The organism is Agathobaculum desmolans ATCC 43058 (genome assembly GCF_000701665.1).
GTDB lineage: Bacteria > Bacillota > Clostridia > Oscillospirales > Butyricicoccaceae > Agathobaculum > Agathobaculum desmolans.
Genome location: NZ_JNJN01000008.1, coordinates 17,220 through 41,344, shown reverse-complemented (window position 1 = coordinate 41,344; position 24,125 = coordinate 17,220). Strand labels below are relative to the sequence as shown.

At 56.2% G+C, this 24,125-nt stretch carries 28 protein-coding genes and 1 tRNA gene; 12 read left to right on the top strand and 17 right to left on the bottom strand.

From position 1 onward, the window contains the following. Positions 1 to 5 precede the first annotated feature (5 nt). The 4 genes from T363_RS0103765 (at position 6) to T363_RS0103750 (ending at position 4,934) form a co-directional block, all read left to right on the top strand. Positions 6 to 1,580: an acyl CoA:acetate/3-ketoacid CoA transferase gene (locus T363_RS0103765; protein WP_031473383.1), complete on the top strand. Its 1,575-nt coding sequence runs from the start codon at positions 6 to 8 to the stop codon at positions 1,578 to 1,580. A 188-nt stretch (positions 1,581 to 1,768) separates the two neighbouring features. Then, positions 1,769 to 2,962 carry an acetyl-CoA C-acetyltransferase gene (locus T363_RS0103760; protein WP_031473381.1) on the top strand — a complete coding sequence of 398 codons (1,194 nt, stop codon included), beginning with the start codon at positions 1,769 to 1,771 and terminating at the stop codon, positions 2,960 to 2,962. A gap of 241 nt (positions 2,963 to 3,203) precedes the next feature. Then, positions 3,204 to 4,019, top strand: a complete 816-nt coding sequence (locus T363_RS0103755; protein WP_031473379.1) for an enoyl-CoA hydratase-related protein — start codon at positions 3,204 to 3,206, stop codon at positions 4,017 to 4,019. Between the two features lie 45 nt (positions 4,020 to 4,064). Next, complete coding sequence (locus tag T363_RS0103750) at positions 4,065 to 4,934, top strand: 3-hydroxyacyl-CoA dehydrogenase NAD-binding domain-containing protein (RefSeq protein ID WP_031473377.1); 870 nt, start codon at positions 4,065 to 4,067, stop codon at positions 4,932 to 4,934. Positions 4,935 to 5,103: 169 nt separating this feature from the next. Here the strand turns inward: T363_RS0103750 and T363_RS0103745 are convergent, their stop codons facing one another. Further along, positions 5,104 to 5,619, bottom strand: a complete 516-nt coding sequence (locus T363_RS0103745; RefSeq protein ID WP_031473375.1) for a nucleoside recognition domain-containing protein — start codon at positions 5,617 to 5,619, stop codon at positions 5,104 to 5,106. 136 nt (positions 5,620 to 5,755) lie between these two features. Beyond that, entirely contained in the window at positions 5,756 to 6,340 is a 585-nt protein-coding gene (locus T363_RS0103740) for a nucleoside recognition domain-containing protein (RefSeq protein WP_031473373.1), read from the bottom strand. Between the two features lie 99 nt (positions 6,341 to 6,439). On the opposite strand from T363_RS0103740, the gene T363_RS0103735 reads away from it, so the two are divergent. After that, positions 6,440 to 6,682 (top strand): AbrB/MazE/SpoVT family DNA-binding domain-containing protein, encoded by a 243-nt coding sequence (locus T363_RS0103735; RefSeq protein ID WP_031473371.1) that lies wholly within the window; start codon positions 6,440 to 6,442, stop codon positions 6,680 to 6,682. A 50-nt stretch (positions 6,683 to 6,732) separates the two neighbouring features. Here the strand turns inward: T363_RS0103735 and T363_RS0103730 are convergent, their stop codons facing one another. From T363_RS0103730 to T363_RS0103705, 6 genes are all read right to left on the bottom strand, one after another. Next, a complete protein-coding gene (locus T363_RS0103730; RefSeq protein WP_031473369.1) occupies positions 6,733 to 7,011 on the bottom strand; it encodes a sporulation transcriptional regulator SpoIIID in 279 nt (92 codons plus the stop codon). 184 nt (positions 7,012 to 7,195) lie between these two features. Next, positions 7,196 to 7,774 (bottom strand): TetR/AcrR family transcriptional regulator, encoded by a 579-nt coding sequence (locus T363_RS0103725; protein WP_161645941.1) that lies wholly within the window; start codon positions 7,772 to 7,774, stop codon positions 7,196 to 7,198. A 167-nt stretch (positions 7,775 to 7,941) separates the two neighbouring features. After that, the gene (locus T363_RS0103720) at positions 7,942 to 9,093 is read right to left on the bottom strand and encodes a sodium ion-translocating decarboxylase subunit beta (protein WP_031473365.1); all 1,152 of its coding nucleotides are present in this window, start codon (positions 9,091 to 9,093) and stop codon (positions 7,942 to 7,944) included. Between the two features lie 16 nt (positions 9,094 to 9,109). Continuing rightward, positions 9,110 to 9,490 (bottom strand): biotin/lipoyl-containing protein, encoded by a 381-nt coding sequence (locus T363_RS0103715; RefSeq protein ID WP_031473363.1) that lies wholly within the window; start codon positions 9,488 to 9,490, stop codon positions 9,110 to 9,112. 14 nt (positions 9,491 to 9,504) lie between these two features. Next, positions 9,505 to 9,837 carry an OadG family protein gene (locus T363_RS0103710; protein WP_031473361.1) on the bottom strand — a complete coding sequence of 111 codons (333 nt, stop codon included), beginning with the start codon at positions 9,835 to 9,837 and terminating at the stop codon, positions 9,505 to 9,507. A 2-nt stretch (positions 9,838 to 9,839) separates the two neighbouring features. Continuing rightward, positions 9,840 to 11,207, bottom strand: coding sequence for a pyruvate carboxylase subunit B (locus tag T363_RS0103705; RefSeq protein ID WP_242840225.1), 1,368 nt, complete (start codon positions 11,205 to 11,207; stop codon positions 9,840 to 9,842). 987 nt (positions 11,208 to 12,194) lie between these two features. On the opposite strand from T363_RS0103705, the gene T363_RS0103700 reads away from it, so the two are divergent. Continuing rightward, positions 12,195 to 12,271: transfer RNA gene (locus T363_RS0103700), tRNA-Arg, on the top strand. A 139-nt stretch (positions 12,272 to 12,410) separates the two neighbouring features. Here T363_RS0103700 and T363_RS0103695 read toward each other — a convergent pair. The 3 genes from T363_RS0103695 to T363_RS14415 are packed head-to-tail and all read right to left on the bottom strand — an operon-like array spanning position 12,411 to position 13,548. Next, positions 12,411 to 13,097, bottom strand: coding sequence for a manganese catalase family protein (locus tag T363_RS0103695; RefSeq protein ID WP_078096898.1), 687 nt, complete (start codon positions 13,095 to 13,097; stop codon positions 12,411 to 12,413). Next, positions 13,097 to 13,354: a spore coat protein CotJB gene (locus T363_RS0103690; protein ID WP_031473355.1), complete on the bottom strand. Its 258-nt coding sequence runs from the start codon at positions 13,352 to 13,354 to the stop codon at positions 13,097 to 13,099. The genes T363_RS0103695 and T363_RS0103690 overlap by 1 nt, the downstream gene beginning before the upstream one ends. Beyond that, positions 13,351 to 13,548, bottom strand: a complete 198-nt coding sequence (locus T363_RS14415) for a spore coat associated protein CotJA (protein WP_034971552.1) — start codon at positions 13,546 to 13,548, stop codon at positions 13,351 to 13,353. The genes T363_RS0103690 and T363_RS14415 overlap by 4 nt, the downstream gene beginning before the upstream one ends. Positions 13,549 to 13,802: 254 nt before the next feature. On the opposite strand from T363_RS14415, the gene T363_RS0103680 reads away from it, so the two are divergent. Genes T363_RS0103680 through T363_RS0103670 form a run of 3 tightly spaced genes read left to right on the top strand, consistent with a single transcriptional unit; the run spans position 13,803 to position 15,360 of the window. Beyond that, entirely contained in the window at positions 13,803 to 14,363 is a 561-nt protein-coding gene (locus T363_RS0103680) for a TIGR01440 family protein (RefSeq protein ID WP_031473353.1), read from the top strand. Between the two features lie 7 nt (positions 14,364 to 14,370). Beyond that, on the top strand, positions 14,371 to 15,075 hold the full coding sequence (locus T363_RS14995; protein WP_051643068.1) for an HAD family hydrolase: 705 nt from the start codon (positions 14,371 to 14,373) through the stop codon (positions 15,073 to 15,075). A gap of 24 nt (positions 15,076 to 15,099) precedes the next feature. Next, positions 15,100 to 15,360 carry a TIGR03905 family TSCPD domain-containing protein gene (locus tag T363_RS0103670; protein ID WP_031473349.1) on the top strand — a complete coding sequence of 87 codons (261 nt, stop codon included), beginning with the start codon at positions 15,100 to 15,102 and terminating at the stop codon, positions 15,358 to 15,360. 50 nt (positions 15,361 to 15,410) lie between these two features. On the opposite strand, the gene T363_RS14990 is transcribed toward T363_RS0103670, so the two are convergent. The 6 genes from T363_RS14990 to T363_RS0103640 form a co-directional block, all read right to left on the bottom strand. After that, positions 15,411 to 16,073, bottom strand: coding sequence for a 4'-phosphopantetheinyl transferase family protein (locus T363_RS14990; protein ID WP_051643067.1), 663 nt, complete (start codon positions 16,071 to 16,073; stop codon positions 15,411 to 15,413). Between the two features lie 96 nt (positions 16,074 to 16,169). Further along, complete coding sequence (locus T363_RS0103660) at positions 16,170 to 17,057, bottom strand: 4Fe-4S binding protein (RefSeq protein ID WP_031473345.1); 888 nt, start codon at positions 17,055 to 17,057, stop codon at positions 16,170 to 16,172. Then, the gene (locus T363_RS14405) at positions 17,050 to 17,196 is read right to left on the bottom strand and encodes a CD1871A family CXXC motif-containing protein (RefSeq protein WP_034971551.1); all 147 of its coding nucleotides are present in this window, start codon (positions 17,194 to 17,196) and stop codon (positions 17,050 to 17,052) included. Before T363_RS14405 ends, T363_RS0103660 begins: the two co-directional genes overlap by 8 nt. Beyond that, a complete protein-coding gene (locus T363_RS0103650) occupies positions 17,193 to 17,789 on the bottom strand; it encodes a TlpA family protein disulfide reductase (RefSeq protein ID WP_242840222.1) in 597 nt (198 codons plus the stop codon). The genes T363_RS14405 and T363_RS0103650 overlap by 4 nt, the downstream gene beginning before the upstream one ends. Positions 17,790 to 17,914: 125 nt before the next feature. Beyond that, complete coding sequence (locus tag T363_RS14400; RefSeq protein WP_031473341.1) at positions 17,915 to 19,177, bottom strand: sensor histidine kinase; 1,263 nt, start codon at positions 19,175 to 19,177, stop codon at positions 17,915 to 17,917. 10 nt (positions 19,178 to 19,187) lie between these two features. Continuing rightward, positions 19,188 to 19,895, bottom strand: coding sequence for a LytR/AlgR family response regulator transcription factor (locus T363_RS0103640; protein WP_031473339.1), 708 nt, complete (start codon positions 19,893 to 19,895; stop codon positions 19,188 to 19,190). 204 nt (positions 19,896 to 20,099) lie between these two features. Between T363_RS0103640 and T363_RS0103635 the strand changes: the two genes are divergently transcribed. The 3 genes from T363_RS0103635 (at position 20,100) to T363_RS0103625 (ending at position 24,086) form a co-directional block, all read left to right on the top strand. Beyond that, positions 20,100 to 20,867 carry a TraX family protein gene (locus T363_RS0103635; RefSeq protein ID WP_031473337.1) on the top strand — a complete coding sequence of 256 codons (768 nt, stop codon included), beginning with the start codon at positions 20,100 to 20,102 and terminating at the stop codon, positions 20,865 to 20,867. Positions 20,868 to 20,881: 14 nt separating this feature from the next. Next, complete coding sequence (locus T363_RS0103630; protein ID WP_031473335.1) at positions 20,882 to 21,625, top strand: ABC transporter ATP-binding protein; 744 nt, start codon at positions 20,882 to 20,884, stop codon at positions 21,623 to 21,625. Between the two features lie 328 nt (positions 21,626 to 21,953). Next, positions 21,954 to 24,086 (top strand): ABC transporter permease, encoded by a 2,133-nt coding sequence (locus T363_RS0103625; protein ID WP_031473333.1) that lies wholly within the window; start codon positions 21,954 to 21,956, stop codon positions 24,084 to 24,086. The last annotated feature ends 39 nt before the right edge of the window (positions 24,087 to 24,125 follow it).

The window sequence follows — 24,125 nt, the reverse complement described above, 5'->3', positions numbered from 1 at the left end:
TTGACATGAAGAAAGTAAAAGTTCTGACGGCGGAGGAGGCCGCCCTTCTGGTAAACGATGGCGATACCATCGCTACCGGCGGTTTCGTTAGCTGCGCCTGCCCGGAGACTCTCTCCAAGGCTCTGGAGAAGCGCTTTGTAGAGACCGGTCATCCGAATAACATGACCCTGTTCTACGCAGCCGGTCAGGGCTTCCGCGGCACCCCCGGCTCGGGCGGTGACCACTTTGCCCACGAGGGCATGGTCAAGCGCGTGGTCGGCGGACACTGGGACCGTGCCCCCGGACTGGGCAAGCTGGCGCTCGAAAATAAAATCGAGGCATACAACCTGCCGCAGGGTGTTATCGCGCACATGTACCGCGATATTGCAGCGCACAACATCGGCACCATTACCCATGTTGGCCTTTACACCTTTGCTGATCCCCGCAACGGCGGCGGCAAGCTGAATGATGTGACGAAGGAAGATCTGGTCAAGCTGATCGAGATCGAGGGTCAGGAACGCCTGCTGTATAAGGGCTTCCCGATCAATGTCGTTTTCCTGCGTGCCTCCTACTGCGACGAGCGCGGCAACTGCACCGTTCACCGCGAGGTTGGCCCGCTGGACTCCACCGCCATGGCACAGGCGTGCAAGAACTCGGGCGGCAAGGTCATCGTACAGGTTGAAAAGATCGTAGCGGCCGGTTCGCTCGATCCCAAGCTCGTCAAGATCCCCGGCATCTATGTTGATGCCGTTGTTGTCGGCGAGCCGGAGGACAACATGCAGTGCATCGGTGTACCGTACGACGGCGCTGCTGCCGGCGAATACACCATCCCGCTTGATGCGATCCCGCCGATCCCGCTCAACCAGCGCAAGGTCGTTGCCCGCCGTGCGGCGATGGAGCTGTCGAACGATGCGATCGTCAACCTCGGCACCGGTATGCCGGAGCAGATCGCCAGCGTTGCAGCAGAAGAGGGCATCGCAGATAAGATGACGCTGACCGTCGAGGCCGGCCCGATCGGCGGCATCCCGCTGGCAGGCCCGCAGTTCGGCGCTTCCGCCAATGCAGAAGCCATCCTTGAGCATAACGTACAGTTCGACTTCTATCAGGGCGGCGGTCTGGATATTGCCTTCCTCGGTCTGGCGGAAACCGCACCGAACGGCGACTTGAATGTATCCAAATTCGGCACCCGTCTGGCAGGCTCCGGCGGCTTTGTTGATATCACCCAGAACGCCAAGAAGGTCTGCTACTGCGGCACCTTCACCGCCAAGGGTCTTAAGGTAGAAGTAGCGGACGGCAAGATCAACATCCTGCAGGAAGGCGAAAAGAAGAAGTTCGTTAAGGAAGTTGAGCACATCACCTTCTCCGGCATCTATGCTAACAAGGTTCATCAGCCGGTACTGTACATCACCGAGCGCGCGGTATTCGAGCTGCGTCCGGAAGGCGTTACCCTGATCGAGATCGCTCCCGGTATTGATCTGCAGACCCAGATCCTTGATCAGATGGAATTTGTACCGCAGATCGCTTATCAGGAAGACGGCACCATCAAGCTGATGGACGAACGCATCTTCCGCGATGAGCTGATGGGGCTGGCAAACGATTAAATCCCGATTGGATTTTATGTGCATGCTGTATATGTTTTGGGCAAGTTTCAAACATTTGATAAACTTTGCAAAAAGCACTTGCAATCTACTGTGTTTTTTATAAAATATTAACAGCGTGCTTTTGCAGGCTACTATTATAAAAGCCGGTTTCCGGCAATATACCAGAAGAGAAAAGGAGAAATAGACCCATGAACGTTTACATCTGTTCCGCTGCCCGTACCGCGATCGGTACCTATGGCGGCACCCTGCGCGACGTACCCGCTGCCCAGCTCGGCATTGCTGCTGCCAATGCTGCTGTTGCGCGCGCCGGCGTTGACAAGACCGCCATCGATGAAGTGCTGTTCGGTCAGGTACTGCAGGGCGGCGTAGGCCAGAACGTAGCCCGTCAGGTATCCCTCGGCATCGATATGCCGATCACCACCCCGGCCATGACCCTGAATAAGGTCTGCGCGTCCTCTATGCGTGCGATCTCCCTCGGTTCCCAGATCATCCGCTCCGGCGAAGGCGAGAACGGCATGATGCTGGTCGGCGGCTGCGAATCCATGTCCGGCGCACCGTACATCTCCCGCAACATGCGCTGGGGCGCCCGTATGAACGACGTAAAGTTCGTTGATATGATGGTTTATGACGGCGTATTTGACGTATTCAACCAGTACCACATGGGCATCACTGCGGAAAATGTTGCCGAGCAGTACGGCATCACCCGCGAGATGCAGGATCAGATCGGCTATGAGTCCCAGATGAAGGCTGCCAAGGCGATCTCCTCCGGCCGCTTTAAGGACGAAATCGTTCCGATCGAAGTAAAGAAGAAGAAGGAAACCGTTGTTTTCGATACCGATGAGCACTGCCGTGCACAGACCACCCTCGAGGGTCTGGCTAAGCTGCGCCCGGCCTTCAAGAAGGACGGCACCGTTACCGCCGGCAATGCCTCCGGTATCAACGATGCAGGCGCTGCCATGATCATCGCTTCCGAGGACTTCGTCAAGGCGCATGGCCTCAAGCCGCTGGCCAAGATCCGCTCCTTCGGTTCTGTCGGCTGCGATCCGTCCATCATGGGTGTCGGCCCGATCGAGTCCACCCGTCAGGCGCTGAAGCGCGCCGGTCTGACCGTTGCCGATCTCGACCTGATCGAGTCCAACGAGGCGTTTGCCGCACAGGCTGCCGCTGTTAACCGCGAGCTTGGCTTTAACATGGATATCGTAAACGTAAACGGCGGTGCCATTGCGCTCGGCCACCCGATCGGCGCTGCCGGCTGCCGCATCACCACCACCCTGATTTACGAAATGATCAAGCGCGACCTGACCCTCGGCCTTGCTACCATGTGCATCGGCGGCGGTATGGGCGAAGCCATCATCGTAGAGCGCGACGAGCTCTGCAAGTAAGCTTATGAAATATAGGGGGTACCCTGTACCCCCTATATCCCCTGTCACGGTTTATTATCTGGCTGTGTACAGGCTGCCCGCATTTTGCCGTTTTTGTGCGGCCTGATGTGGGGAAACAGGAAAAACGGAAAATCCATGATTTTTCCGTTTTATTCATCTGCAATATCCGGTTCGGATGTTGCATGGGAAATCACTTTTCCCAACGACCAGTGTCATTATTTTGGAAAGGAAGTCTTTACCAATGACCGATGTAGTAATCGAGAAAAAGGGCCATGTAGCTGTTGTTAAGATCGAGCACATGAAGGCGATGAACGCACTGTCCACCGACATGTACGCCCAGTTGGAGGAGGCCTTTGACGAGGTCGGCAAGATGGACGATGTATATTGTGTCGTTCTGACCGGCTCCTCTACCGTCAACAAGAAGGGCAAAACGGTCAACTCCTTCGTTGCCGGCGCTGATATCGCACAGATGTCCACCATGACGGTGGAAGAGGGCAAGTTCTTCGGCAACGATTCCAACCGTGTCTGCTGGAAGATCGAAAACTTCAAGCGCCCGGTTATCGCGGCGATCAACGGCTTCTGCCTCGGCGGCGGCTGCGAGCTGGCAATGTCCTGCGACATCCGTCTTGCCTCGGACAATGCGCTGTTTGGTCAGCCGGAGGTTGGTCTGGGCATCACCCCGGGCTGCGGCGGTACCCAGCGTCTGGCGCGCATCGTAGGTCTGGGCAAGGCCAAGGAGCTGATTTACACGGCACGCGGCAACTACACTGCACAGCAGGCGCTCGATATGGGTCTGGTAAATTACGTATATCCGCTCGAGGATCTGATGGACGAGGCGATGAAGCTTGCGGAAGAGATCGCAGCGCAGGCGCCGATCGCCGTTTCCCTCTGCAAGGAAGCGATCAATGTCGGCATGCAGACCGATCTGAACTCCGCCCTCAAATTTGAAGGCAACTGCTTCGGCCAGTGCTTCGCTACCGAGGACCAGAAGTATGGCATGGCCTACTTCCTCGATAAGAACAAGGAGAAGCCCGCGAAGGAGTTCAAGAACAAGTAAGCCGATTCGCAATCCGTCAAGAGTGAGAGAGAGAGGTTTATAAACATGAAAGTATGTGTATTCGGCGCCGGCAACATGGGCGCACGTATCGCTGAGGTATTCCTGACCAACGGCCACGATGTGACGATGATCGACATCAAGCAGGAATTCGTTGACCGTGGTGTAAAAACCATCACCGGCGATCTTTCCTTCCTTGTAAAGAAGGAGAAGATGACCGAGGAGCGTAAGAATGAGCTGCTTGGCGCACTCAAAACCTCGGTAGACCGCAGCGCTGCTGCCGACGCAGACTTCGTTATGGAAGTCATTCTGGAGCGCATGGACCTGAAAAAGGAACTGTTGCAGGATCTGGACAAGATTTGCCCGCCGCACACCATTTTTGCCTCCAACACCTCCGCGCTTTCGCCCACCGAAATGGCTGCCTGCGTTTCCCGTTCCGACAAGGTAATTGGCTGCCACTTCTTTAACCCGGCGCAGATCATGAAGCTGGTCGAGGTCACCCGTGCGATCCAGACCTCGGATGAAACCTTCAAAACTGCGTTCGACCTGATGACCTCCCTCGGCAAGACCCCTGTTGCCGTACATGAAGGCCCGGGCTTTGTTGTAAACCGCATCCTGATCCCGATGATGAACGAGGCCATGGGCATCGTTGCAGACGGCATCGCCTCCCCTGCGGACGTTGATGTTGCCATGCAGCTTGGCGCCGGCATGAAGTCCGGCCCGCTCCACACGGCCGATTTGGTTGGCCACGATGTCAACCTTGCCATCATGGAGACTCTGTACCGTGAAACCGGCGATCCCAAGTACCGTCCGCATCCGCTGATGCGCAAGATGGTGCGCGCCGGCTGGCTCGGCGTAAAAACCGGCAAGGGCTTCTTTGAATACGACGGCCCCTTCGGTAAAGAAATCGTTAAATAACCAAACAACAGAAAGGCGTTGTGCATTGTGCATAACGCCTTTTTTCATGTGCATCCTATCCTGCAAACCATTTCACATATTGCACAATTATTATCATAGTCGTTTGGTATACTCTACAAAATTCCTAGTAGTGTATAGTAATTACTGAAAAAACACAGTATAATATGAATTAAATGGGAAATAACAAGCGCACAAACAGCGCAGAAACGGTAAATGCTGTAAAATCCGCACACAATGCGGCAGGAACAGCATACCGTGTTCCACGAAGCCCGATGTGCCCCGCGTACACACTGATCGTGTACAGACTGGTTTCGGATGCACCCAGCATCACTGCCGCTACCCTGCCTGCATAGCTGTCCGGCCCGCACCGCTGCATGATCTCACTGCCCAATGCCAATCCACCGCCACCGCTGACCGGCTTGAGCAGCGTCAGCGCACCGCATTCTTCCGGAATGCCCAACAGGTGGAATACCGGCGCCAACAGCTCCGCAGCAAGGTCGATCGCCCCCGAGGCGCGCAGCATGTATACCACCGTCAGCATGCCCACCATGGTCGGCAAAATACTGACAGCAGTCTGCAACCCATTTTGTGCGCCACGCAGGAAGGTTGGGAAAACATCTACCCCTTTGCACAACGCATAAATTGCGATCCCTGCCAGCAGCATCGGCACCAATACACTCTGCATCGTATTTCCCTCTTCCCATTCATATATTTTCTTTTTCCCGAATCGGGAAATATTTATGGTAATAACAGGCAATTCGACATTTTTCCTCTCCTGCTTATGCAATAATACAAATTGTAATGCAGCCGGAGATTTCCTATTATTTCTCATCCGGAAACAGTGGACGTATCAACCGGCCACTAAGCAGCACCGCCACCACCGAAGCGGCAGATGCTCCCCATACGGGCAGCATAATGTCAAACGGTGCTGCTGCACCGCAGGAGGCACGGATCGCCGCTACGGTGGATGGAATCAGCTGGATCGATGCTGTGTTCAACGTAATCAGCGTCAGCACACTGTCCGGTGCACCGCGCCGCCCTGCAAGAGCATATAAACGGTCCACGGCACGAAGACCCAGCGGCGTTGCCGCATTGGAAAGCCCCAGCAGGTTTGCTGTAACATTCGCGCTGACTGCTTCCATGGCCTTCCGGTCTTCGGCTGCGCTTCCAAACAACGGCCGCAGCAGCGGCATCAATAAACGGGACAGACGATCCGCCAGTCCGGAAGCCTGCAGCAGCTCCATCATGCCGCTCCAAAAGCACATCAAGCCTGCTATGCTGAACGCCAGCGTAATCGCTTGCGCTGCCCCCGTGCTGACGGCAGCCGTTACGGCATCTAACCGGCCACAGGCCGCACCGCACACCAGTGCCGCTGCCAAAAAGCCGACCCATACCAAACTGAGCATGGATACCTTTCCCCTTTCCCCGCGCGATCCCCCCTTCTGGGAGGTTGTGATACAAACATTGATAGAATTGACAGAAAAGAAATGAAGGAGTGTTTCTCAATGAAATCGACCGGAATCGTTCGAAAAGTGGATGAGCTGGGGCGTATCGTACTACCCATCGAACTGCGCCGCACCATGGATATCGACGTGAAGGATGCCTTGGAGATCTATGTAGACGGCGATCAGATTATTCTGAAAAAATATGAACCGTCCTGCATCTTCTGCGGCAACGCAAAAGATATCATCCACTACAAGGGCAAGAATGTCTGCGCGTCCTGCGCACATGAGTTGGGTCTGCACTAAGTACATACCATGCTGCTAACCGGTCATCCTGCACTACAGGATGACCGGTTTTATTGACGGGATGCCGACTGGCTTTCTGCTGCTTTTGCCCGATACTTTTCCCGTGTGGCCATGCCGCCGCGAATATGGCGCTCCTGCTTATTCGTGCGCAGCACCTCCTGCACCCGTTCGTACAGGACGGCATTTTGTTTTTTCAGCCGAGTCGTAATATCCTTATGCACCGTGGATTTTGAAATGCCAAACCGTGCCGCTGTCTGCCGCACGGTCGCGCGTTCCTCCACCATGTACTGCGCCAACCGTATCGTGCGCTCCTCCGGTAAACCTTTCACCATCGTCCCCCCTGCCTGCTGACACTATGACTGTTTCCAACCTATGCCGCTTTATCGCACGATAGAACGAATTATTTGTCGATTTCTGTACTTAATCCATTATAATGAATATATAGTCGCTTTTCCTTTTCAAAAAGGCGCTGCCCCTATGGCAGCGCCTTTGAATAATATCCATCGCATTTCCCTACTGCTTGAGCAGCGCGTTGATTCCCCTTGTATGATACTCGACCAGTTTGTTAAGATTCATCCGCACCTCACGCGGACGCACCCGGTTCTTCAATATCTGTACCGTACCATTCAGCAGATTGCTCGCCATGACCTGTGCCAGCAGCAGCGCATTATCCTCATCTGCCAACAGCGGTGCAATCTTTGCCGCCAGCATATCGATCATACTGGGACGCAGATGCTCATACCGTGTGCCCTCAGCCTGCTCCATAATCAGCAGCAGTCCATATTTTTCTGCCAGCAGAAGGGAGATGACCTCCTCTGTCAGCAACACCTGATATTCCCGCTGTCCGGTATGCAAATCAAAGCGTTTATCCCGCAGCCGCAGGATCAGTTTGCGCAGTCCGTCTGCCGCTCCGTCCGTCAGCTCATAAAACAAATCTTCCTTATTCTTGAAATAATGATAGAAGTTGCTTTTACTGATGTTCACCTTATCTGCGATCATTTGCAGCGAAGTTCGCGCATAGCCGCGCTGCAAAAACAAATGCTGCGCCTCTACCAAAATCTTATGCCTCAGTTCATCCTTTAATACCTGCACAATAAAGACCACCCGTTCATTTCTTTCTTTATTATACCAGTTTCGCGTTTTTTGTCAACAATCTATCACCAAACACCCCATCACAGGATCGTAAAATTTTGACTGCATACAAAAAGACCGGCATATGCCTATTGGCATATGCCGGTCTTTATTTACAAAATCCTGTGTTATGCGCCGAATACCTTCAGCATAAAACCCGCCGCAACAGCAGAACCGATCACGCCCGCCACGTTCGGCCCCATTGCGTGCATCAGCAGGAAGTTTGCCGGATTAGCCTTCTGCCCCTCCACCTGAGAGACACGTGCGGCCATCGGCACCGCAGAAACACCCGCCGAGCCGATCAGCGGATTGACCTTGCCGCCCGTCAGCTTGCACATGACCTTACCGAAGATCAGGCCGCCGCAGGTCGAGAACGTAAACGCGATCAATCCTAAAGCAATGATCTTGATCGTCTCCCATGTAAGGAACGTATCCGCTACCGCCTTGCAGCCTACCGACAAGCCGAGGAAAATCGTTACGATATTGCACAGCGCATTCTGCGCGGTATCGGACAGACGCTCAGTCACACCGCACTCCCGCAGCAGGTTGCCCAGCATCAGCATGCCGATCAGCGGCGCCGTATCCGGAATGAGCAGGATCACAACGGTCGCAACCGCAATCGGAAAGATGATCTTCTCGGCTTTAGAGACCGGACGGAGCTGCTCCATCTTGATCTCACGCTCTTTCTGCGTGGTCAGCATGCGCATCAGCGGCGGCTGGATCATCGGGATCAGCGCCATGTAGGAATATGCCGCGATCGCAATCGCAGGCAGATAATCACGTGCCAGACGCGATGCCACCAGAATCGCTGTCGGGCCGTCCGCACCGCCGATAATACCGATCGCCGCAGCAACTGCCTCCGGGAAGCCAAGGGCCAGCGCCAGCAGAAATGCAGCGAAAATGCCGAGCTGCGCTGCCGCACCCAGCAGCAGTGAAGAGGGACGGGCGATCAGCGGGCCAAAATCCGTCATCGCACCGATGCCTAAAAAGATGATCGAAGGATAGATCGCGTGTTCTACACCCTGATAGAATACCCACAACATGCCGGGGCTGCTTCCGCCCACCGGCGGATTGAGCAAGCCCGTAATCGGAAAGTTGGACAGCAGCATACCGAATGCGATCGGCACGAGCAGCAGCGGCTCAAACTTTTTGCCGATGCCCAAATACAGCAGGACAAAGGCGATCAGGATCATAACCAGCTTACGCGGATCCTCCGCCAACGCGGCAAATCCCGAACCGGCCAAAATCTCCTGCAATGCACCAAAGAAGGAAAATTGCATGGTTCGCGCCCTCCTGTTACATCGTGCAGAGCGCCGCGCCGGTTTCCACTGCTGCGCCCTTCTGCACCTGCACTGCCCGGATGGTACCATCATGCGGAGCACAGATCTCGTTTTCCATCTTCATTGCTTCCAGAATAAACAATACGTCACCGGTCTTGACTGCCTGCCCCGCTGCACAGCGCACATCTAAAATCGTACCGGGCATCGGCGCAGAAACCGTCTCGCCGCCGGCCGGGGCTGCGGCTGCCGGCGCTGCTGCCGCCGGCGCAGGAGCCGGGGCGGGTGCCGGTGCCGGAGCAGGTGCTGCCGGTGCTGCACCGACCTCCACCGCACTGACCGAAGCCTGCTCCACCTCGACCTCATACTGTTTGCCATTGAGTGTTACCAGATATTTCATCGTTTTCTTCCCCCTTATAGCGCCTTGATCGACCGAAATACCAGCTGTTCCAGCGGAATTCCGGTTTGGTGGCTGACGATTGCCATAATACAGGCTGCCTGAAGCTCATCCACACCCTCCAGTGCCACCGGTACAGCCGCGGGCGCAGCAGGTGCTCCATTTGATAACGGAGCGGACGGCGCAGCAGCAGGATGATGCACCGGCTGCGGATGACGCTCTATCCCGGCAATCGCACGTGAAATGACCAGAATCAGCCCCCACAGCAGCGCCAGCATCAGAAAAACGATCACAAAGCCGGACAGCGCCACCATCAGCGCATCCAGCATCCCAAGCGGACCGTGAACCATGATCAGATGACCTCCTTAATCGTGTAGCTCGCTGTAAAGGTGCGTTCGCGGCGGTCAAAGAACTGTTCCGCCTGCTGCGGAAACGCGATATAGGACAGCACATCCTCCTCACAGCGGGCACGGCTGCCGAGATGTGCTCTTGCCGCCTCAAACTCAGGCGGCAGCGTTTCGGCATAGCGTCCGGTCATCGGCTGCTCCTCCCCCAGCACGGCTTCTGCAAGAGCCGGAGCGATCTTCCCCGGCGCCTTGCCGTACTCACCGCGGATATAGCTTTTGATCTCCTTGCCGATCGACTTATACCGTTCACCGAGCAGCACGTTAACCGTTGCCTGCACGCCAACCATCTGGCTGAGCGGCGTTACCAAGGGCGGATAGCCCAAATCCGCACGCACACGCGGCGTTTCCTCCAGCACCTCATCCAACCGGTCGATCGCATTCTGCGCCTTGAGCTGCGCTACCAAATTGGACAGCATACCACCCGGGATCTGGTAAACCAATGCATCCGTCTTGGTGGAGAGCACATAGGGATCAAACATGCCGTTCGCAGAAAATTCCTCCTTGACCGGCAGGAAAAAGTTATTGATCCGATTCAGCGCACGCGCATCCACACCACAGTCAAATCCCATCTGGGTCAGCGCATACACCATAGATTCGGTGGCCGGCTGGCTGGTACCGCCCGAGAAACATGAGGTAGCGCAGTCGATACCGGCTGCCCCAGCCTCCGCCGCCTTAAGGTAGGTCATATAACCCAACCCGGTGGTTGCGTGCGTGTGCACATAAACCGGCAGACTGATGTTCTGCCGCAGCGCAGTGACCAGATCATAACATTCCTGCGGCGACATAATGCCCGCCATATCCTTAATACACAGCGAATGGCATCCCATCGCCTCGATCTGCTTACCGAGCGAAACAAACATCTCCAGATTGTGGATCGGACTGAGCGTATAGCAAATGCACCCCTGTGCATGTCCGCCCGCCTGAATACACGCATCTACCGCCGTTTCAATGTTGCGCAAATCGTTGAGCGCATCAAAAATACGGATGATATCCATTCCGTTTTCAATGCACTTACGCACAAAACGGCGCACTGTATCATCGGAATAATGATGATATCCCAACAAATTCTGACCGCGCAGCAGCATTTGCAGTTTCGTCTGCTTCATGTGCGACCGTATCTTACGCAAACGCTCCCATGGATCTTCATTCAAATACCGCAGGCAGCTGTCGAATGTTGCACCGCCCCAGCACTCGATCGAGTAATAGCCGGCCTGATCCATCTGATCCAGCACCGTTTCAAAATCATCGAACGGCATCCGGGTTGCGATCAGTGACTGCTGCGCATCCCGCAGCACCGTTTCGGTGATATGCATTGGTTTCACAAACATGCCCCTCCTTCACCATAAAACAGGGCTACAGCACCACACTGTTTGCCCCATGTTATTTAATTTTATCATACCATTTTCTCGGTTTCCGTGCAATGTTTTTATTCTGTTAAAGTTTTGCTATGCACTTTGCCGGCACTGCCGCACGTCCGCTTCCCATTTGAATGAATTTAATATATAAGTCCTCAAAAAGACGGGGGCAGATATCTTCCAATCTTACAGCAGATTCGCAAGCCGTGCCTTGTATATTTAGAAATAGATCTGCATTATGCTGCAATATTCTCAATGTAGCCGTAATCAATCTTGCCTTTTGCAACCGAATAAAAAAAGGGGTCCTTTCTAACCGTATCACTTGAATTGATGATAAAATGATTCCAATCCTCTGCTTCCCGGTCATCGGATCGATAGATAGTTAATTCGAAACCGAATCCAGAATATCCAACAGATAGTTTTGACCTCTTTACCGCAACATCATTCAAATTATCCATAATATATCAAATTTGTTCTTTATTGGTGATATGTGTCATATTTCCACTACTGCCATTAAAAATAGCAATCTCCACGACTTCTTTATCATCTAAATCCATTAAGTCAATTGGGGTATAATACCAAACGGCAACACCGATCAGAATAAGTACTACAGCAGCAAATGGTATGGCTATTTTCCTTTTCCTATCAATTCATCTCCTGTTGCCGGTCTAGTTTCTCTTTATATTTACTCTATCACATTTTCCAGCTTCTATCAATGCATTGCAATATCAACAGCATCGGAACCCATCCGTCCAAAAGACAGACGGATGCCGCCGCTTCCCGGATTGACTTTTGTCCCCAAGTGCGGTAATATAATAGGTGTTTTGCCGCATCGGATGCTTGGAATCTCAAGTGTGCAGCGCCGCTGCCGCATACAGACGATTGTTTTATCGCCCATGCCGCCGTGTATACACTATCCCTGTACACAAGCGATCGGTTCTATCTGCCCCCGTACCTCACCGGGATAGAGGGTCCGCCTCCTAAGCGGAATGTAGTGAGTTCGAGTCTCGCCGGGGGTGCCAAAACAACCGCTGTAAGCCGTTTTTTGCTGGTTTACGGCGGCTATTTTTATGCTTTTACTCACAGACCCCGGCATTATAGCTCGTTGCACACTGTAACAAAGCAAAAGAACACCTCCCCCGGCAAGGGGGAGGCATCCGATCAGTCACTGTCTTGTTCAGAAAGCTGCGGAGTAGCAGCTCGACACAAATCCGCTGTGGACAGTGTCGGTCTGCGCCAAGTATCCGGTGGGCGGATATCCAGCGCCGGATTAAAGGCATAATAATTTTTTGCATCCAGATGATCCTGTACCACACGCAAAGCGTCGCCGAAGCGCTGGAAGTGCACGATCTCACGCTCCCGCAGGAACTTGAGCGGCTCGCGCACATCCGGATTATCGATCAGGCGCAGCAGATTGTCATACGTGCTGCGGGCTTTCTGTTCTGCCGCCATATCTTCAAACAGGTCGGTAATAGGATCACCCTTGGACTGAAACGTCATTGCGCTCCATGGCGTACCGGAAGCAAACTGCGGATAGATGCCGGTAGCATGATCGACGAAATAAGCATCGAATCCGCCTTCTTTTATCTGCTCAGGCGTCAGGTTACGGGTAAGCTGATAAACAATGGCCGAGATCATCTCCATGTGCGCCAGTTCTTCCGTGCCGATATCAGTCAAAATTGCCTTACATTCTTTGTAGGGCATGGCATACCGTTGGTTCAGGTAACGCATGGAGGCACCCAACTCGCCATCCGGCCCACCGAGCTGTGTCATCACGATTTTGGCTGTCTGCGGATCGGGATTTTTGATTTTGACCGGGAATTGCAGGCGTTTATCATATGACCACATCAGTTATCCTCTCCTTCCCACGGCCACGGATCATCGATCCAGCGCCAATGTCCGCTGCGGGTGTCCACCTCACGGGCGGTCAACGGGCCGAATGCGTCCTCATATTCTGCGGCGGCTTTATCAAACGCGGTGCGCATATCACTGTAATATGCCAGCGCCGCTTTATTATCCGGATGTCCGTCCAGATACTCAATGGCTTCTACCAGTGCAAAATCATACATCCGCACCCGGCCGAGCAGCTTTTCCCGTTCGGTCATCTCGGCACCGCCTCCTCTCCAAGGAAGGGCTTATCAAGGGCGGGGAAAATCGTGCCGCGGCTCAGTGCCAGCGCAGGCTCATACGGCGTGTCAAAGCTCTGCGCCGGTACGAACGCCATGGCCAAAGACAACAGGCGGGGATCGATGCTGTCCGCGGGCAGCGTCTGTTCCGCCTGAGGGTTCATCATGTTCATTGCGGTCGCTCCTTACTGCAAAAACGGTTTGAGGCTGTGCCTCATCCTCAACATATGCCTGCGGCACCGGCCGGGTGCCTCTCCACCGCACTGCCTGAAAAACAACGCCGGCGGCTTAACAAGCACAGTCTTTTGTGCTATACTAAAGATAAACCACCTTCCGGTTTCCGCCATCACACCGGAAGCAGACAGGCAACAACCCAAACGGCCTGCGGCTTCGGCTGCAGGCGCGATTCCAACGGAGGTGTAAAATCATGGAGCTTTCTCATATTCGGGAACAGGCTGCACAGGCAGCGCAGCAGGTATGTGACGCAGCTAAGCTGCACGCAGGCGACCTGTTTGTGGTCGGCTGCTCTTCCAGCGAGATCTCAGGCGAAAAAATCGGCACCCACTCCAGTGTAGAGGTCGCGGAGGCCGTGTTTGACGGCATCTATTCCGTGCTGTGTGAACGGAAGATCGATCTCGCCGCCCAGTGCTGCGAACATCTCAACCGTGCGCTCATCGTCGAACGGACAGTATGCAGCCGTTTTATGCTGGATGAGGTCAATGTTGTGCCGCAGCCCAAGGCAGGCGGTTCCTTTGCTACAACCGCCTATAAGCGGTTTGCCGACCCGGTCGCGGTGGACAGCCTGAAGCAATCCGCATCGGCTGGCATGGATATCGGCGGTACGCTGATTGGTATGCACATCAAACCGGTCGTGGTGCCGCTGCGTATCGAAACTAAGCAGATCGGCAGCGCGATCCTGCTTTGCGCACGCCGCCGGCCCAAATTTGTGGGCGGCAGCCGTGCCGTTTATAATGAAAAACTTTTGTGAGGGATTTATGGGACTGAAAGCGGTATTTTTTGATCTGGACGACACCTTATACAGCAGCTTCAAAACATGCGATGCCTATGCGCTGGAGCAGCTTGCCGCGTGGGCGGAGCAAACGCTTGGCGTAGCCGGCACAACTTTTGCCGATGCCTTCCGCACCAACCGGCTCCGGTTTGCCCGGCAGCAGCCCGGCATGCCTCCCGTGCACGACCGCGTGCTGTTTGCACAGGGCGCACTCGAGCGGCTGGGACTGAACGCAGTGCGCTATGCACGTGCGGCACACCGCGTTTACTGGGAGGCGGTATTTTCCAAAATGGAGCTGCGCCCGGGCGTGACCGAACTGCTGGACGATCTGCGGGCGGCAGGCATCCAAACGGCGGTATGCACGGATATGCTGGCAGATATTCAAATGGAAAAGCTCGAGCGGCTCGGTCTGGCCGACCAGATCAGCTATCTGGTCACCAGTGAGGAAGCCGGTATGGACAAGCCCGGTGCACCGATCTTCTGGCTGGCCATGCACAAATGCGGCTGCCTGCCGCACGAAGCTGTCATGGTCGGCGATAATTTCCGGCACGATATCCAAGGTGCAACCGATCTGGGGATCGGCGGCATCTGGCTCAACTGGACCCATCTGCCGCGGCCCGAAGACGAACGGGACTACTTTGAAGCCCACAGCTTTGAACAGGCGGCGGCACACATCCGCAGCCTGCTATAATAAAAACAGAAAGGATCGATTCCCATGCAGCATTTTGAGTATAAGCCGCGCGGCGTATGCCCGGCGCGGATCTCCTTTGATATGGAGGGGGAAATCGTACATAACGTTTCCTTCCTTGGCGGGTGTGATGGCAACCTGCAGGCGATCAGCCGCGTGGTCGAAGGGATGAGCGTCTCCCAAATCGAAGGTTATTTCAAAGGCATCTCCTGCGGCGGAAAGGGCACAAGCTGTTCAGACCAGCTTGCAGCCGCCGTTCGCGCCGCCTGTGAAAACCAAAAGGCATAATCAAAAGGGACTGTTTGAGAACACTTCGTTCTCAAACAGTCCCTTTTTCATTACTTCATAATATGCACCGCAGGAGCTTCTGCACCCGCCTGTTCTACACATACCGCAAGGCAGTAATCCGAATCGGCAGCCGAAAAATCCGGCAGGAACAGCGAGTAGCCGCCGCGAAACTCATCACAGTCCAGCTTTGGCGGCATACGGCGAATATCGATCCAAAAGCTGCGCAGCGGCAGATCCAGCCCATGCCCGGTGGATTTGACAAAGCTCTCTTTCAGCGTCCAAAGCTGATAAAACGCTTTATCCCGCATGGAGGGCAGCAGCGTGTTCAGATAGCGCACTTCCTCCCGGTGGAAAAAGCGGGACGCGATATCCCGTCTGCCCTGCTCACATTTTTCAATATCCACTCCAACCGGATGATCGCTGACCGCGCACACCGCCCAATCGCCGGAGTGGGACAGGCTGAAGTGTACGCCCGGCTCGCTGACCAGATACGGCTTGCCGCCGTCCGCAATCGAAAGGGCAAGCGGATGCACGACCCACGGAAAATGCTGGGCAACCGCATACTCCAGCAGCAAGGATGCCGCAAATCCCTGCCGGCGCGCTGTATCCCGACGGCGGTCGATCTGCTCCAGCCGCTCGCGGGACAGGCGCGCACGCGCGGCGCTGTCATCCGGATCGACGGCGGACACCGGTATGGCATAGATGGCAGTCAAGTAGAATTCCCCCTCATGGTTTGCGAAGTGACCAACGGTCCGTCCACAGCAGTGGTACGGTTTTATTATAGCATATTTTTCATAGTCTGCCAACGCTCATCCCATCCGGTCGCCCCGGGTGCGTTTGCGCGGGATGCTGCGCAGCAAATTAACATTGCCGATCGCGTCATGCGGGCACACCCGCTTGCAATCCCCGCAACGGATACACTCCGGGCTGTTCGGCGTGCGGTAAACCGCAATATCCAGCTTGCAGGCCTTTTGACAGGCACCGCACTGGGTACAGCGATCCGCATCGATGCGAAACCGGTACAGCGCAGCCGGATTGAATAAGCCGTAAATCGCGCCGAGCGGACACAGATACCGGCAGAACGGACGGTATACGATAACAGAAAGTACGATCAGGACGATCAGGATCGCGGTTTTCCAAGTAAACAGCCAGCCAAGCGCTGCGCGCAGCGGCGGATTGGAGGCGATCAGCGGGATGCCGGCAAACAGCGTACCCGACGGACAAATGTATTTGCAAAACCACGGCTGCCCCTGCCCTACAATATCCAGCACGGTCAGCGGCAGCACAAGCACAAATCCGGCCAGAATTACATATTTGAGATACCGCAGCCAACGGTCGCCCGGCAGCGCGCGCAGCTTTTTGCGAAACGGGATCTTATCCAACAGATCCTGCACCAGCCCAAACGGACACAGCCAGCCGCAGATCAGGCGGCCGAACAGCGCCCCGAACAATAGCAAAAAGCCGACGATATAAAAAGTAAATTTATGCTCCCGACTGGTGATGACTGCCTGCAGCGAGCCGATCGGACACGCCCCCAGCGCCCCCGGGCACGAATAGCAGCTCAGTCCCGGCACGCATACAAATTTGCTGCTGCCACGGAAGATCCTTCCCTGCGCAAAACCGGCGGCGTAACCGTTTGTCAGGGCGGTAAACGCAAGCTGCACCAGCGTGCGCGCCTTATCCTTCCACTTACCCAAGGCCGATACACTCCATACAGATATTGACCGCCTTGCGGAACACGATCTCCTGCTCCCCGCGCATTACGCCCAGCACAAGGAAGAGAGCAGCCGCTGCCAGCAGCACCATTGCCGTGCGGTTGCGGCGAAGAAAGCTCACCCCGTCACCTCCGCCAGCATCCGGTCGATCGTTTCCGCCCATTGCTCCTTGCTTTGCGCCTGCACGATCGCATCCCCTACCTGATTCCCCTGCGCATCTACAAAAAATGTGGTGGGCACGGCATAGATCTGCGAGAGGATACCATACAGATCGGACGAAGGCAGCAGATGCAGGTAGTTTGCTCCGGTTTCCTGCACAATATCCTGTGCAGTCTTTACCTGTCCATCATCAATATTGCCTTCCGAATCCATTACATCGGACAACAGGCCGATGATCTGCACGCCCTGACCGGCATATTCCTCCGCCAGCTCACCCAGCGCAGGCATCTCATGGATACAAGGGTCGCAAAAAGTAGCCCATACATTGACCATAGTCAGGTCATACTCCTCCAGAACCGATTGATCGACGGCATTGCCGTTCAGATCGGTCGCGGAAAACGCACTCAGCACCCCGGCAGAGGATTGTTCGGACGGTGCCGCAGGGGTTTGCTGCATATCCTGCGGCACCGTATCGGGGGACGCGGCAGAGCAGGCAGTCAGCGCCAGTGTGCAGGACAGCGCCGCACCCAGCGCCATAACGGACAACCGTTTCATAGAGGAAACCTCCCATTCGATAGTTTCCCTCATTATAAGGGGAATGGGAGCGGCTGTCAACCTCAAACCATGGATACGGTATGCTCAGGCGGCATCCATGAAGCGCCCCGCTTGCCCTGTGCGTGTTATGCCAGCGGAATACACACGATCAGCTCAAACCGTCCGTTTTCCGCACTGGCTTCCAGTGTACCGCCGTAACGCGCCGCGATCTCCCGCATGCCGCGCAGGCCGAAGCCGTGCGCCTGCCGATCCGCCTTTGTGGTGCCGAAAATACCGTCTCGGGCGGTTCGCACGCCCGTATAGGCATTGGACACCCGCAGCATCAGCAGACCCTTATCCGCACGGGCGCGCACGGCAACGCACTTTTCCGCTGCCCGCCGCGCCGCCTCCAGCGCATTATCCAGCGCATTGCCGAACAGGGCGCACAGATCCACATCCCGCACGGGCAGCGCAGATGGCAGCGATACCTGAAAATCCGCCTCCAGTCCCGCCTGTCCCAGCTCATACGCTTTGGCGCAAAGCACGATGTTGACTGTATCGTTTTCACACCAGCGTCCGGCACCGGAGGTGCCGGACGCAGCCTGCAGGCTGCGCACATAATCAGCCGCACGTCCGGTTTCGCCCTGCTCCAACAGACCGGACAGCGCGGTCAGGTGGTTGCGCATATCATGCCGCAGGCGGCGCACCTGCTCCTGCTCCCGGCGGATGCCCTGATAATATACCTCACGCAGATCGGCAAGCTGATGCTCCTGTTCAAGTGCCTGATGGCGCGACAGCAGCACGACCGCCAACAGCAGCGCAAGCGAAGAGACAAAAACAAACGGCAGCAGCGTGTAAAACGCCGCATCCAGCACAACATCCGCACCCTCCGGTGTATACGCGCGGATATTCCACAGGGAAAACGCCAATTCACTCAAAAGCGGCGACAGCGCCAGCAATCCCAACAGCCCCCACAGCCGTCCGGACAGCGTAATCGTCTTGCCGTCCCGAAACAGCCGCCGCGCCAGCGCATACACCGCCGCCCACATGGCAAGTTTCCACAGGATCGCGCCCCAGTAATCTGCGGAGGCAGGCAGCACCGCGCGCGTATCCACGATCATCCCCCATGCGATGACCCACTCAAAAAAGATGACGCCCACAACCAGCCGCGCGGCCAGCCTGCCGCCGTATCCCACCACAAAGGCGGCGATCAGAAACGGAAAATAATACAGCGGATTTCCGTCCCCCATCCACGTTGGCATGCTGAGCGCCGCGCCGAATACCAGACAGGGCACGGCGCGCAGCACCCGCCCCTTCGACGGTGTCAAAAAATACTGCGCCGTGCGCGCCGGCAGGATGCCGCCGAATATGCAGAGCAGCGCCCAGACGATCAGATCCCCAGCCGTCATACCGCGCCCCCTATTCCAGCACCGCGCGTGTCAGCGCGGCCAGCGCGGCGGACTGGTACGACCGGCTGACCGGCAGCGCCTCCCCGCCGATGTACACCGTGCCGCCCTCAACCCGGTCTACTGCGGCCGCGCGCACCAGATAGCGCTGGTGGATGCGCACAAAGGATGCGCCCGCCGTCTGCGCCACATCATCCAGACGGGCATAAAACGGGATCGTGCGCGTTTGGGTCACACAGGTGACCTTGCGCCGGTCGGACGCAAAATACCGGATGGACTTTTTGGGGATACGGAACAGCCCCTCGTTGTTGCGGCACAGAAACACCGTATCCGCCTCCCGAAACAGCGCGGCAAGCGCACGGGTGAGCACCGCATCCAACTGCTCCGGCTGCGGCGGCTTCATCACATAGCCCAGCGCACCGACTGTGTACCCATCGAACACATAATCCGCGTAGCCGGTGACAAAAACGATCTGCACACTGTCGCTCTGCGCGCGCAGCGCCCGCGCCGTTTGCATTCCGTTGAGACCGGCCATTTCAATATCCAGAAAAACCAGCTCCAGCTCGCCCTCGTGCTTTTCCAGCCAGCCGAGCAGCCCCTCGCCCGAGGAAAATTCGTAGGTCGTATATTCCGTGCCGCGTTTTTCCAGCAGACGCTGCAGCACCGCGCGCAAACCGAGCCGCGCTTCCGCTGAATCATCGCAAATGCCGATGCGAAGCATGGGGTATCCCCCCTTTATTTACCGCAGTAAATTATATCACAAGCCCTCCTGTTCTCCAAACCAAACTTTACAGCATCTGCGCCATTCTTGACATTGCCGCCCGCCGCCGTGCCAAACTTTACAGCCGTCCTGCCAAACTTGGCAGGGCGGTTTGTTTTCGCCTGTTTTCCGCGGTATGCTGAAACCAGAAAAGGGGCGATCCATTTGACTGCAAACCACACACTTTCCCGTATCCGCACGGTCCTGCGCACACCGCCCGTCTTTCCGGACGGCGTGCCGCGGCTCCGGACCAATCTGGATACCAATTTTCTCAAGCTCATTGCCATCCTCGCCATGCTGATCGACCACATCGGCGGCGCGTTCTTCCCCGAGGTGGGCTGGTTCCGCTGGGTGGGACGGCTCGCCTTCCCCATCTTCTGCTACTGCATGACGGTCGGCCTGCTGTATACGCGGGATATCAAAAAATACCTGTTCCGGCTTGGGCTGTTCGCGGTGCTCTCCCAGCCGTTTTATGTGCTGGCCTTCCATCCGCACCACTTCTGGGCAGAGCTGACCAACTGGAACATCTTTTTCACGCTGTTCCTCTCACTGCTTGCCATGTACGGCTTCATGGAGCGCAAATGGTGGCTGTTCCTTGCAGCGCTTTTCGTGGTTTCGTGGTGGAATTTCGATTATTCGGGCAACGGCATCCTCTATATGCTCATCTTCTACCTGTGCCGCAGCCGCCCGGGCATCGGCGCGGCGCTGTACTGCGCCCAGTTCCTGCCGGGCCTTTTGATGGGGCAGCCGGGCGACCCGCTGAATTTCACGCTTGGCGGCTTGTGCATCGACTGGTCGTTCTTCGCCGTGTTCGCCGCGCCGTTTCTCTTCCGTCCCACCCACTTTGACCTGCACGTTCCCAAATGGGTGTTTTATGCGTTTTATCCCGCGCACCTTGCGGTGATCGCGGTTTTGCAATTCATTCTGTTCTGAAAGGGGATTTTTCCATGTTAAACGTACAAAATCTGCACAAATCCTATCAAGTAGGCAAAACCACTTACGAGGTGCTCAAAGGCGTCTCCCTCTCCGTGCAGGAGGGCGAATTCGTTGCCGTGATGGGGCCTTCCGGCTCGGGCAAGACCACGCTCCTCAACTGCATCTCCTGCTATATCCCTGCGGACAGCGGCAGCATCACCCTGCGCGGGGAGGAGATCGCCCGTCTGGATGAGGACGCGCTGGCCGAGGTGCGCAACCGCAAGCTCGGCTTTGTGTTTCAGGATTTCCTGCTGCTCGACGGGCTGACCGTGCACGAAAACATCCTGCTGCCGCGCATCATCGCCGGTCAGGTCGACAGCGGCATGGAGCACGACGCTGACAGCCTGTGCGATGTATTTGGCATTTCCGCCATCAAGAACAAATATCCCGCCGAAATTTCCGGCGGCGAAAAACAGCGCACGGCAGTCGCCCGCGCACTGATCAACCACCCGCTGCTCATTCTGGCCGACGAGCCGACCGGCAATCTGGATTCCAAATCCTCCCGCGCCGTGATCGACAGCTTTACACAGGCGCGGCAGGCGCTTGGCGCGACCATTTTTATGGTCACGCACGATTCCTTCGCCGCCTCCTTCTGCGACCGCGTGGTCATCCTGCGGGACGGTGTGGTATGGCATGTGCTGGAAAAGGGCGGACAGGCGCGCGGCGCTTTTCAGGATGAACTGCTCGACGCCATCCGCGAAATGTCAAACGAATAATACTAATATAGGGGGTATCCATACCCTCTGTGAGACTGTCGAAAAACTTCGTTTTCCGAACAGTCTCTCGCTCGAAACCACGCTTTCGAGCGAATTTGCGACTGCGAATCGCGCCCTTCGGGCACAATTCTCCGTCGTCTTGTATAAAAACCCACGCGCCGGTCGCGGGTTTTTATGAAAATTACAACTTGATACAATTTTCTATTAAATGCGCGCTGCGGCGCGAAAACTTTTACAACAAGCTGATGGAAATTGCGGTGCGCCGCAATTTCCGATTTGATATGCGCTTCGCGCAAATAACTTTACCTTGACAGGAAGTGACTCACCTATGAAAACCTTTTCCGAAGTCTACGCAGCGCTGCGCCGCAAAAACCGCGGACAGTACGGACTGCTTGCGGGCTGCTGCTTTTTCTCGGTGCTGCTCATCACCGCCTACGCCTGCATGATGCGCTCGCCCACCATTCTCACCATCCTGCCCGAGGGCGGCGACAGCCGCAAGCAGGTTGTGATGGTATTTGTACTGGCGGTGCTGGGCTGCGCGGTATTTACCACCTATGCCGCAGGGCTGTTTTTCCGCCAGAAATCACGCGAAACCGGTATTTTCCTTGCGCTGGGCGCATCGCGCCGGCAGCTCCGGCACGAGTTGGGCCGCGAACTTGCGCTGATCTCGTTCGGCTCGTGCGCTGCGGGCGCGGTGCTGGGCGCACCGCTTGCGTGGCTCATCTGGCGCGGCTTCCGCCTGTTCCTTGTGGATTCGCAGGAAATGCCGCTTCGCTTTGATCCGCAGGCGTATCTGCTTGCCCTGCTGTTCTCTGCCTATGTGATCGTCATGCTGTTTTTCCTCGCCGCGCGCTTCATTCGCCGCACCAACATCATCGACATTGTGCAGGAATCCCACAAATCCGAACCCATCCGCGCGGTGGCGCGCTGGTATGGGCCGGTCGGCATCCTGCTGATGCTGCTCGGCGCGGCGCTGGGCTATATGATGCCGGTCTTTTTCGTCAGGGTGCTGCACTGGTATGCCCCCGGCGCGGTGGATGCACTCTTCTACCTGCCCGCCCTCGCCGGCCTGTACATGGTTTTGCTGCACACCGTAGTCAACGGCTGGCGGCGCGGCGCAAACCGCTATAAGCACATCATCTCCAACTCCATGATGAAATTTCAGGGCCGCCAAACCGTGCGCAACATGCTGGTGATGACCCTGCTGATTGCAGGCGCCTACTTTGCTTCGTTCTACTCGCCCATGCTGTCCACCAGCTCGGAAAACACCTACGCCTCGCGCCCGATCGATTTTGAATATCACTGGCGTGCAGATCAGTCCCTGCCCCAGCGGGACGAGGTGCAGACGCTGGCCGATGAAGCGGCGGTCAAAATCACCTCGTGGGCGCAGCAGAGCGCCGCCGTGCTGGGACGGGACGGCACCTACTCCATCGAAAACGAAACCAGCTTCGGCACCACCTACACAACCGAATACGCAAAGCTTTTGAGCGGCTCGACCTTCTTTTCGGAAAGCGCGTACAACGCCCTGACCGGACAGGACGTGGATATTCCTTCGGGCGCGTGCGCCAACATCGTGGATGACGAGGGCGGCACCCGCTATCTGTCCGGCGGCGACGCGACCCACCTGACCAATATGGTGACCGGCGCGGAAATGGATGTGACCCCGCTTGAACCGCTGTGCTACACCATGCTGCTCGGCTGCTATGTGCTGGATGACGCGGACTACGCCGTGCTGACCGAGGGACTTACCGATCTATGGCGCGAGGAATATGTGTTCTTTAACGTTGCGGATGTGGGCAGCAGCTACCCCTTTGCCAAGGCGCTGTTTGACCAGATCGTGGACCGTTCCGGCCCCGAGGTTGAGGTCGGGGACTATTATGACGAGGTCGAAGCGTCGCTGGCCGCACAGGCGGGCGAGCCCTATCGCTATTCTCCCGAGGAAGCCGCTTCCCGCGGTCTGTTCGCACCGGATTATGACGACCGCGACTCTTCCGGCTTCCGCTCCTACTGGAAATACATGCCGCAGTTCCGCATCCTTGACCAAAACGACTTTACCACCACTATGGCGGTATTCCTCATGCTGTTCATCTTCATTGCCGTGGTGTGCTTTGCGGCGGTCATCGTCATCGCCTTTACCCGCTGCATGACCATTGCGCTCGTCAACGCCCGCGTGTATGACGACCTGCGGCATCTGGGCGCGTCCAACGCCTACCTCTTCCGCTCGGTGCGCGGACAGGTCAGCCGGGTGTTCCTTGTGCCCGCGCTCGTCGGCACCGGACTGATCTGGATTTTTTACATGATGATCATGTATTTCAACGGCGAACCCATCGGCTTTACCCGCGGCGAGCTGGCAGGCATGGGCGCGTGCCTTGCTGTGATCGCAGCGGTTTCCGTCCTGCTGTATGTGGTATACCGCATCACGCGGAACAAGGTCTGTCGTGCCTTGCAGATCCACCGCTGAGACTGCCGGAAAAGTCTTTACGCCGTGGGACGCAATTCG

What these genes read in the sequence shown, in the direction of transcription:
- T363_RS0103765 (WP_031473383.1), top strand. Translation starts at nt 6, where the DNA reads ATGAAGAAAGTAAAAGTTCTGACGGCGGAGGAGGCCGCCCTTCTGGTA.
- T363_RS0103760 (WP_031473381.1), top strand. Translation starts at nt 1,769, where the DNA reads ATGAACGTTTACATCTGTTCCGCTGCCCGTACCGCGATCGGTACCTAT.
- T363_RS0103755 (WP_031473379.1), top strand. Translation starts at nt 3,204, where the DNA reads ATGACCGATGTAGTAATCGAGAAAAAGGGCCATGTAGCTGTTGTTAAG.
- T363_RS0103750 (WP_031473377.1), top strand. Translation starts at nt 4,065, where the DNA reads ATGAAAGTATGTGTATTCGGCGCCGGCAACATGGGCGCACGTATCGCT.
- T363_RS0103745 (WP_031473375.1), bottom strand. Translation starts at nt 5,619, where the DNA reads ATGCAGAGTGTATTGGTGCCGATGCTGCTGGCAGGGATCGCAATTTAT.
- T363_RS0103740 (WP_031473373.1), bottom strand. Translation starts at nt 6,340, where the DNA reads ATGCTCAGTTTGGTATGGGTCGGCTTTTTGGCAGCGGCACTGGTGTGC.
- T363_RS0103735 (WP_031473371.1), top strand. Translation starts at nt 6,440, where the DNA reads ATGAAATCGACCGGAATCGTTCGAAAAGTGGATGAGCTGGGGCGTATC.
- T363_RS0103720 (WP_031473365.1), bottom strand. Translation starts at nt 9,093, where the DNA reads ATGCAATTTTCCTTCTTTGGTGCATTGCAGGAGATTTTGGCCGGTTCG.
- T363_RS0103715 (WP_031473363.1), bottom strand. Translation starts at nt 9,490, where the DNA reads ATGAAATATCTGGTAACACTCAATGGCAAACAGTATGAGGTCGAGGTG.
- T363_RS0103710 (WP_031473361.1), bottom strand. Translation starts at nt 9,837, where the DNA reads ATGGTTCACGGTCCGCTTGGGATGCTGGATGCGCTGATGGTGGCGCTG.
- T363_RS0103705 (WP_242840225.1), bottom strand. Translation starts at nt 11,207, where the DNA reads ATGCATATCACCGAAACGGTGCTGCGGGATGCGCAGCAGTCACTGATC.
- T363_RS0103695 (WP_078096898.1), bottom strand. Translation starts at nt 13,097, where the DNA reads ATGTGGTCATATGATAAACGCCTGCAATTCCCGGTCAAAATCAAAAAT.
- T363_RS0103690 (WP_031473355.1), bottom strand. Translation starts at nt 13,354, where the DNA reads ATGACCGAACGGGAAAAGCTGCTCGGCCGGGTGCGGATGTATGATTTT.
- T363_RS14415 (WP_034971552.1), bottom strand. Translation starts at nt 13,548, where the DNA reads ATGAACATGATGAACCCTCAGGCGGAACAGACGCTGCCCGCGGACAGC.
- T363_RS0103680 (WP_031473353.1), top strand. Translation starts at nt 13,803, where the DNA reads ATGGAGCTTTCTCATATTCGGGAACAGGCTGCACAGGCAGCGCAGCAG.
- T363_RS14995 (WP_051643068.1), top strand. Translation starts at nt 14,371, where the DNA reads ATGGGACTGAAAGCGGTATTTTTTGATCTGGACGACACCTTATACAGC.
- T363_RS0103670 (WP_031473349.1), top strand. Translation starts at nt 15,100, where the DNA reads ATGCAGCATTTTGAGTATAAGCCGCGCGGCGTATGCCCGGCGCGGATC.
- T363_RS0103650 (WP_242840222.1), bottom strand. Translation starts at nt 17,789, where the DNA reads ATGAAACGGTTGTCCGTTATGGCGCTGGGTGCGGCGCTGTCCTGCACA.
- T363_RS14400 (WP_031473341.1), bottom strand. Translation starts at nt 19,177, where the DNA reads ATGACGGCTGGGGATCTGATCGTCTGGGCGCTGCTCTGCATATTCGGC.
- T363_RS0103640 (WP_031473339.1), bottom strand. Translation starts at nt 19,895, where the DNA reads ATGCTTCGCATCGGCATTTGCGATGATTCAGCGGAAGCGCGGCTCGGT.
- T363_RS0103630 (WP_031473335.1), top strand. Translation starts at nt 20,882, where the DNA reads ATGTTAAACGTACAAAATCTGCACAAATCCTATCAAGTAGGCAAAACC.
- T363_RS0103625 (WP_031473333.1), top strand. Translation starts at nt 21,954, where the DNA reads ATGAAAACCTTTTCCGAAGTCTACGCAGCGCTGCGCCGCAAAAACCGC.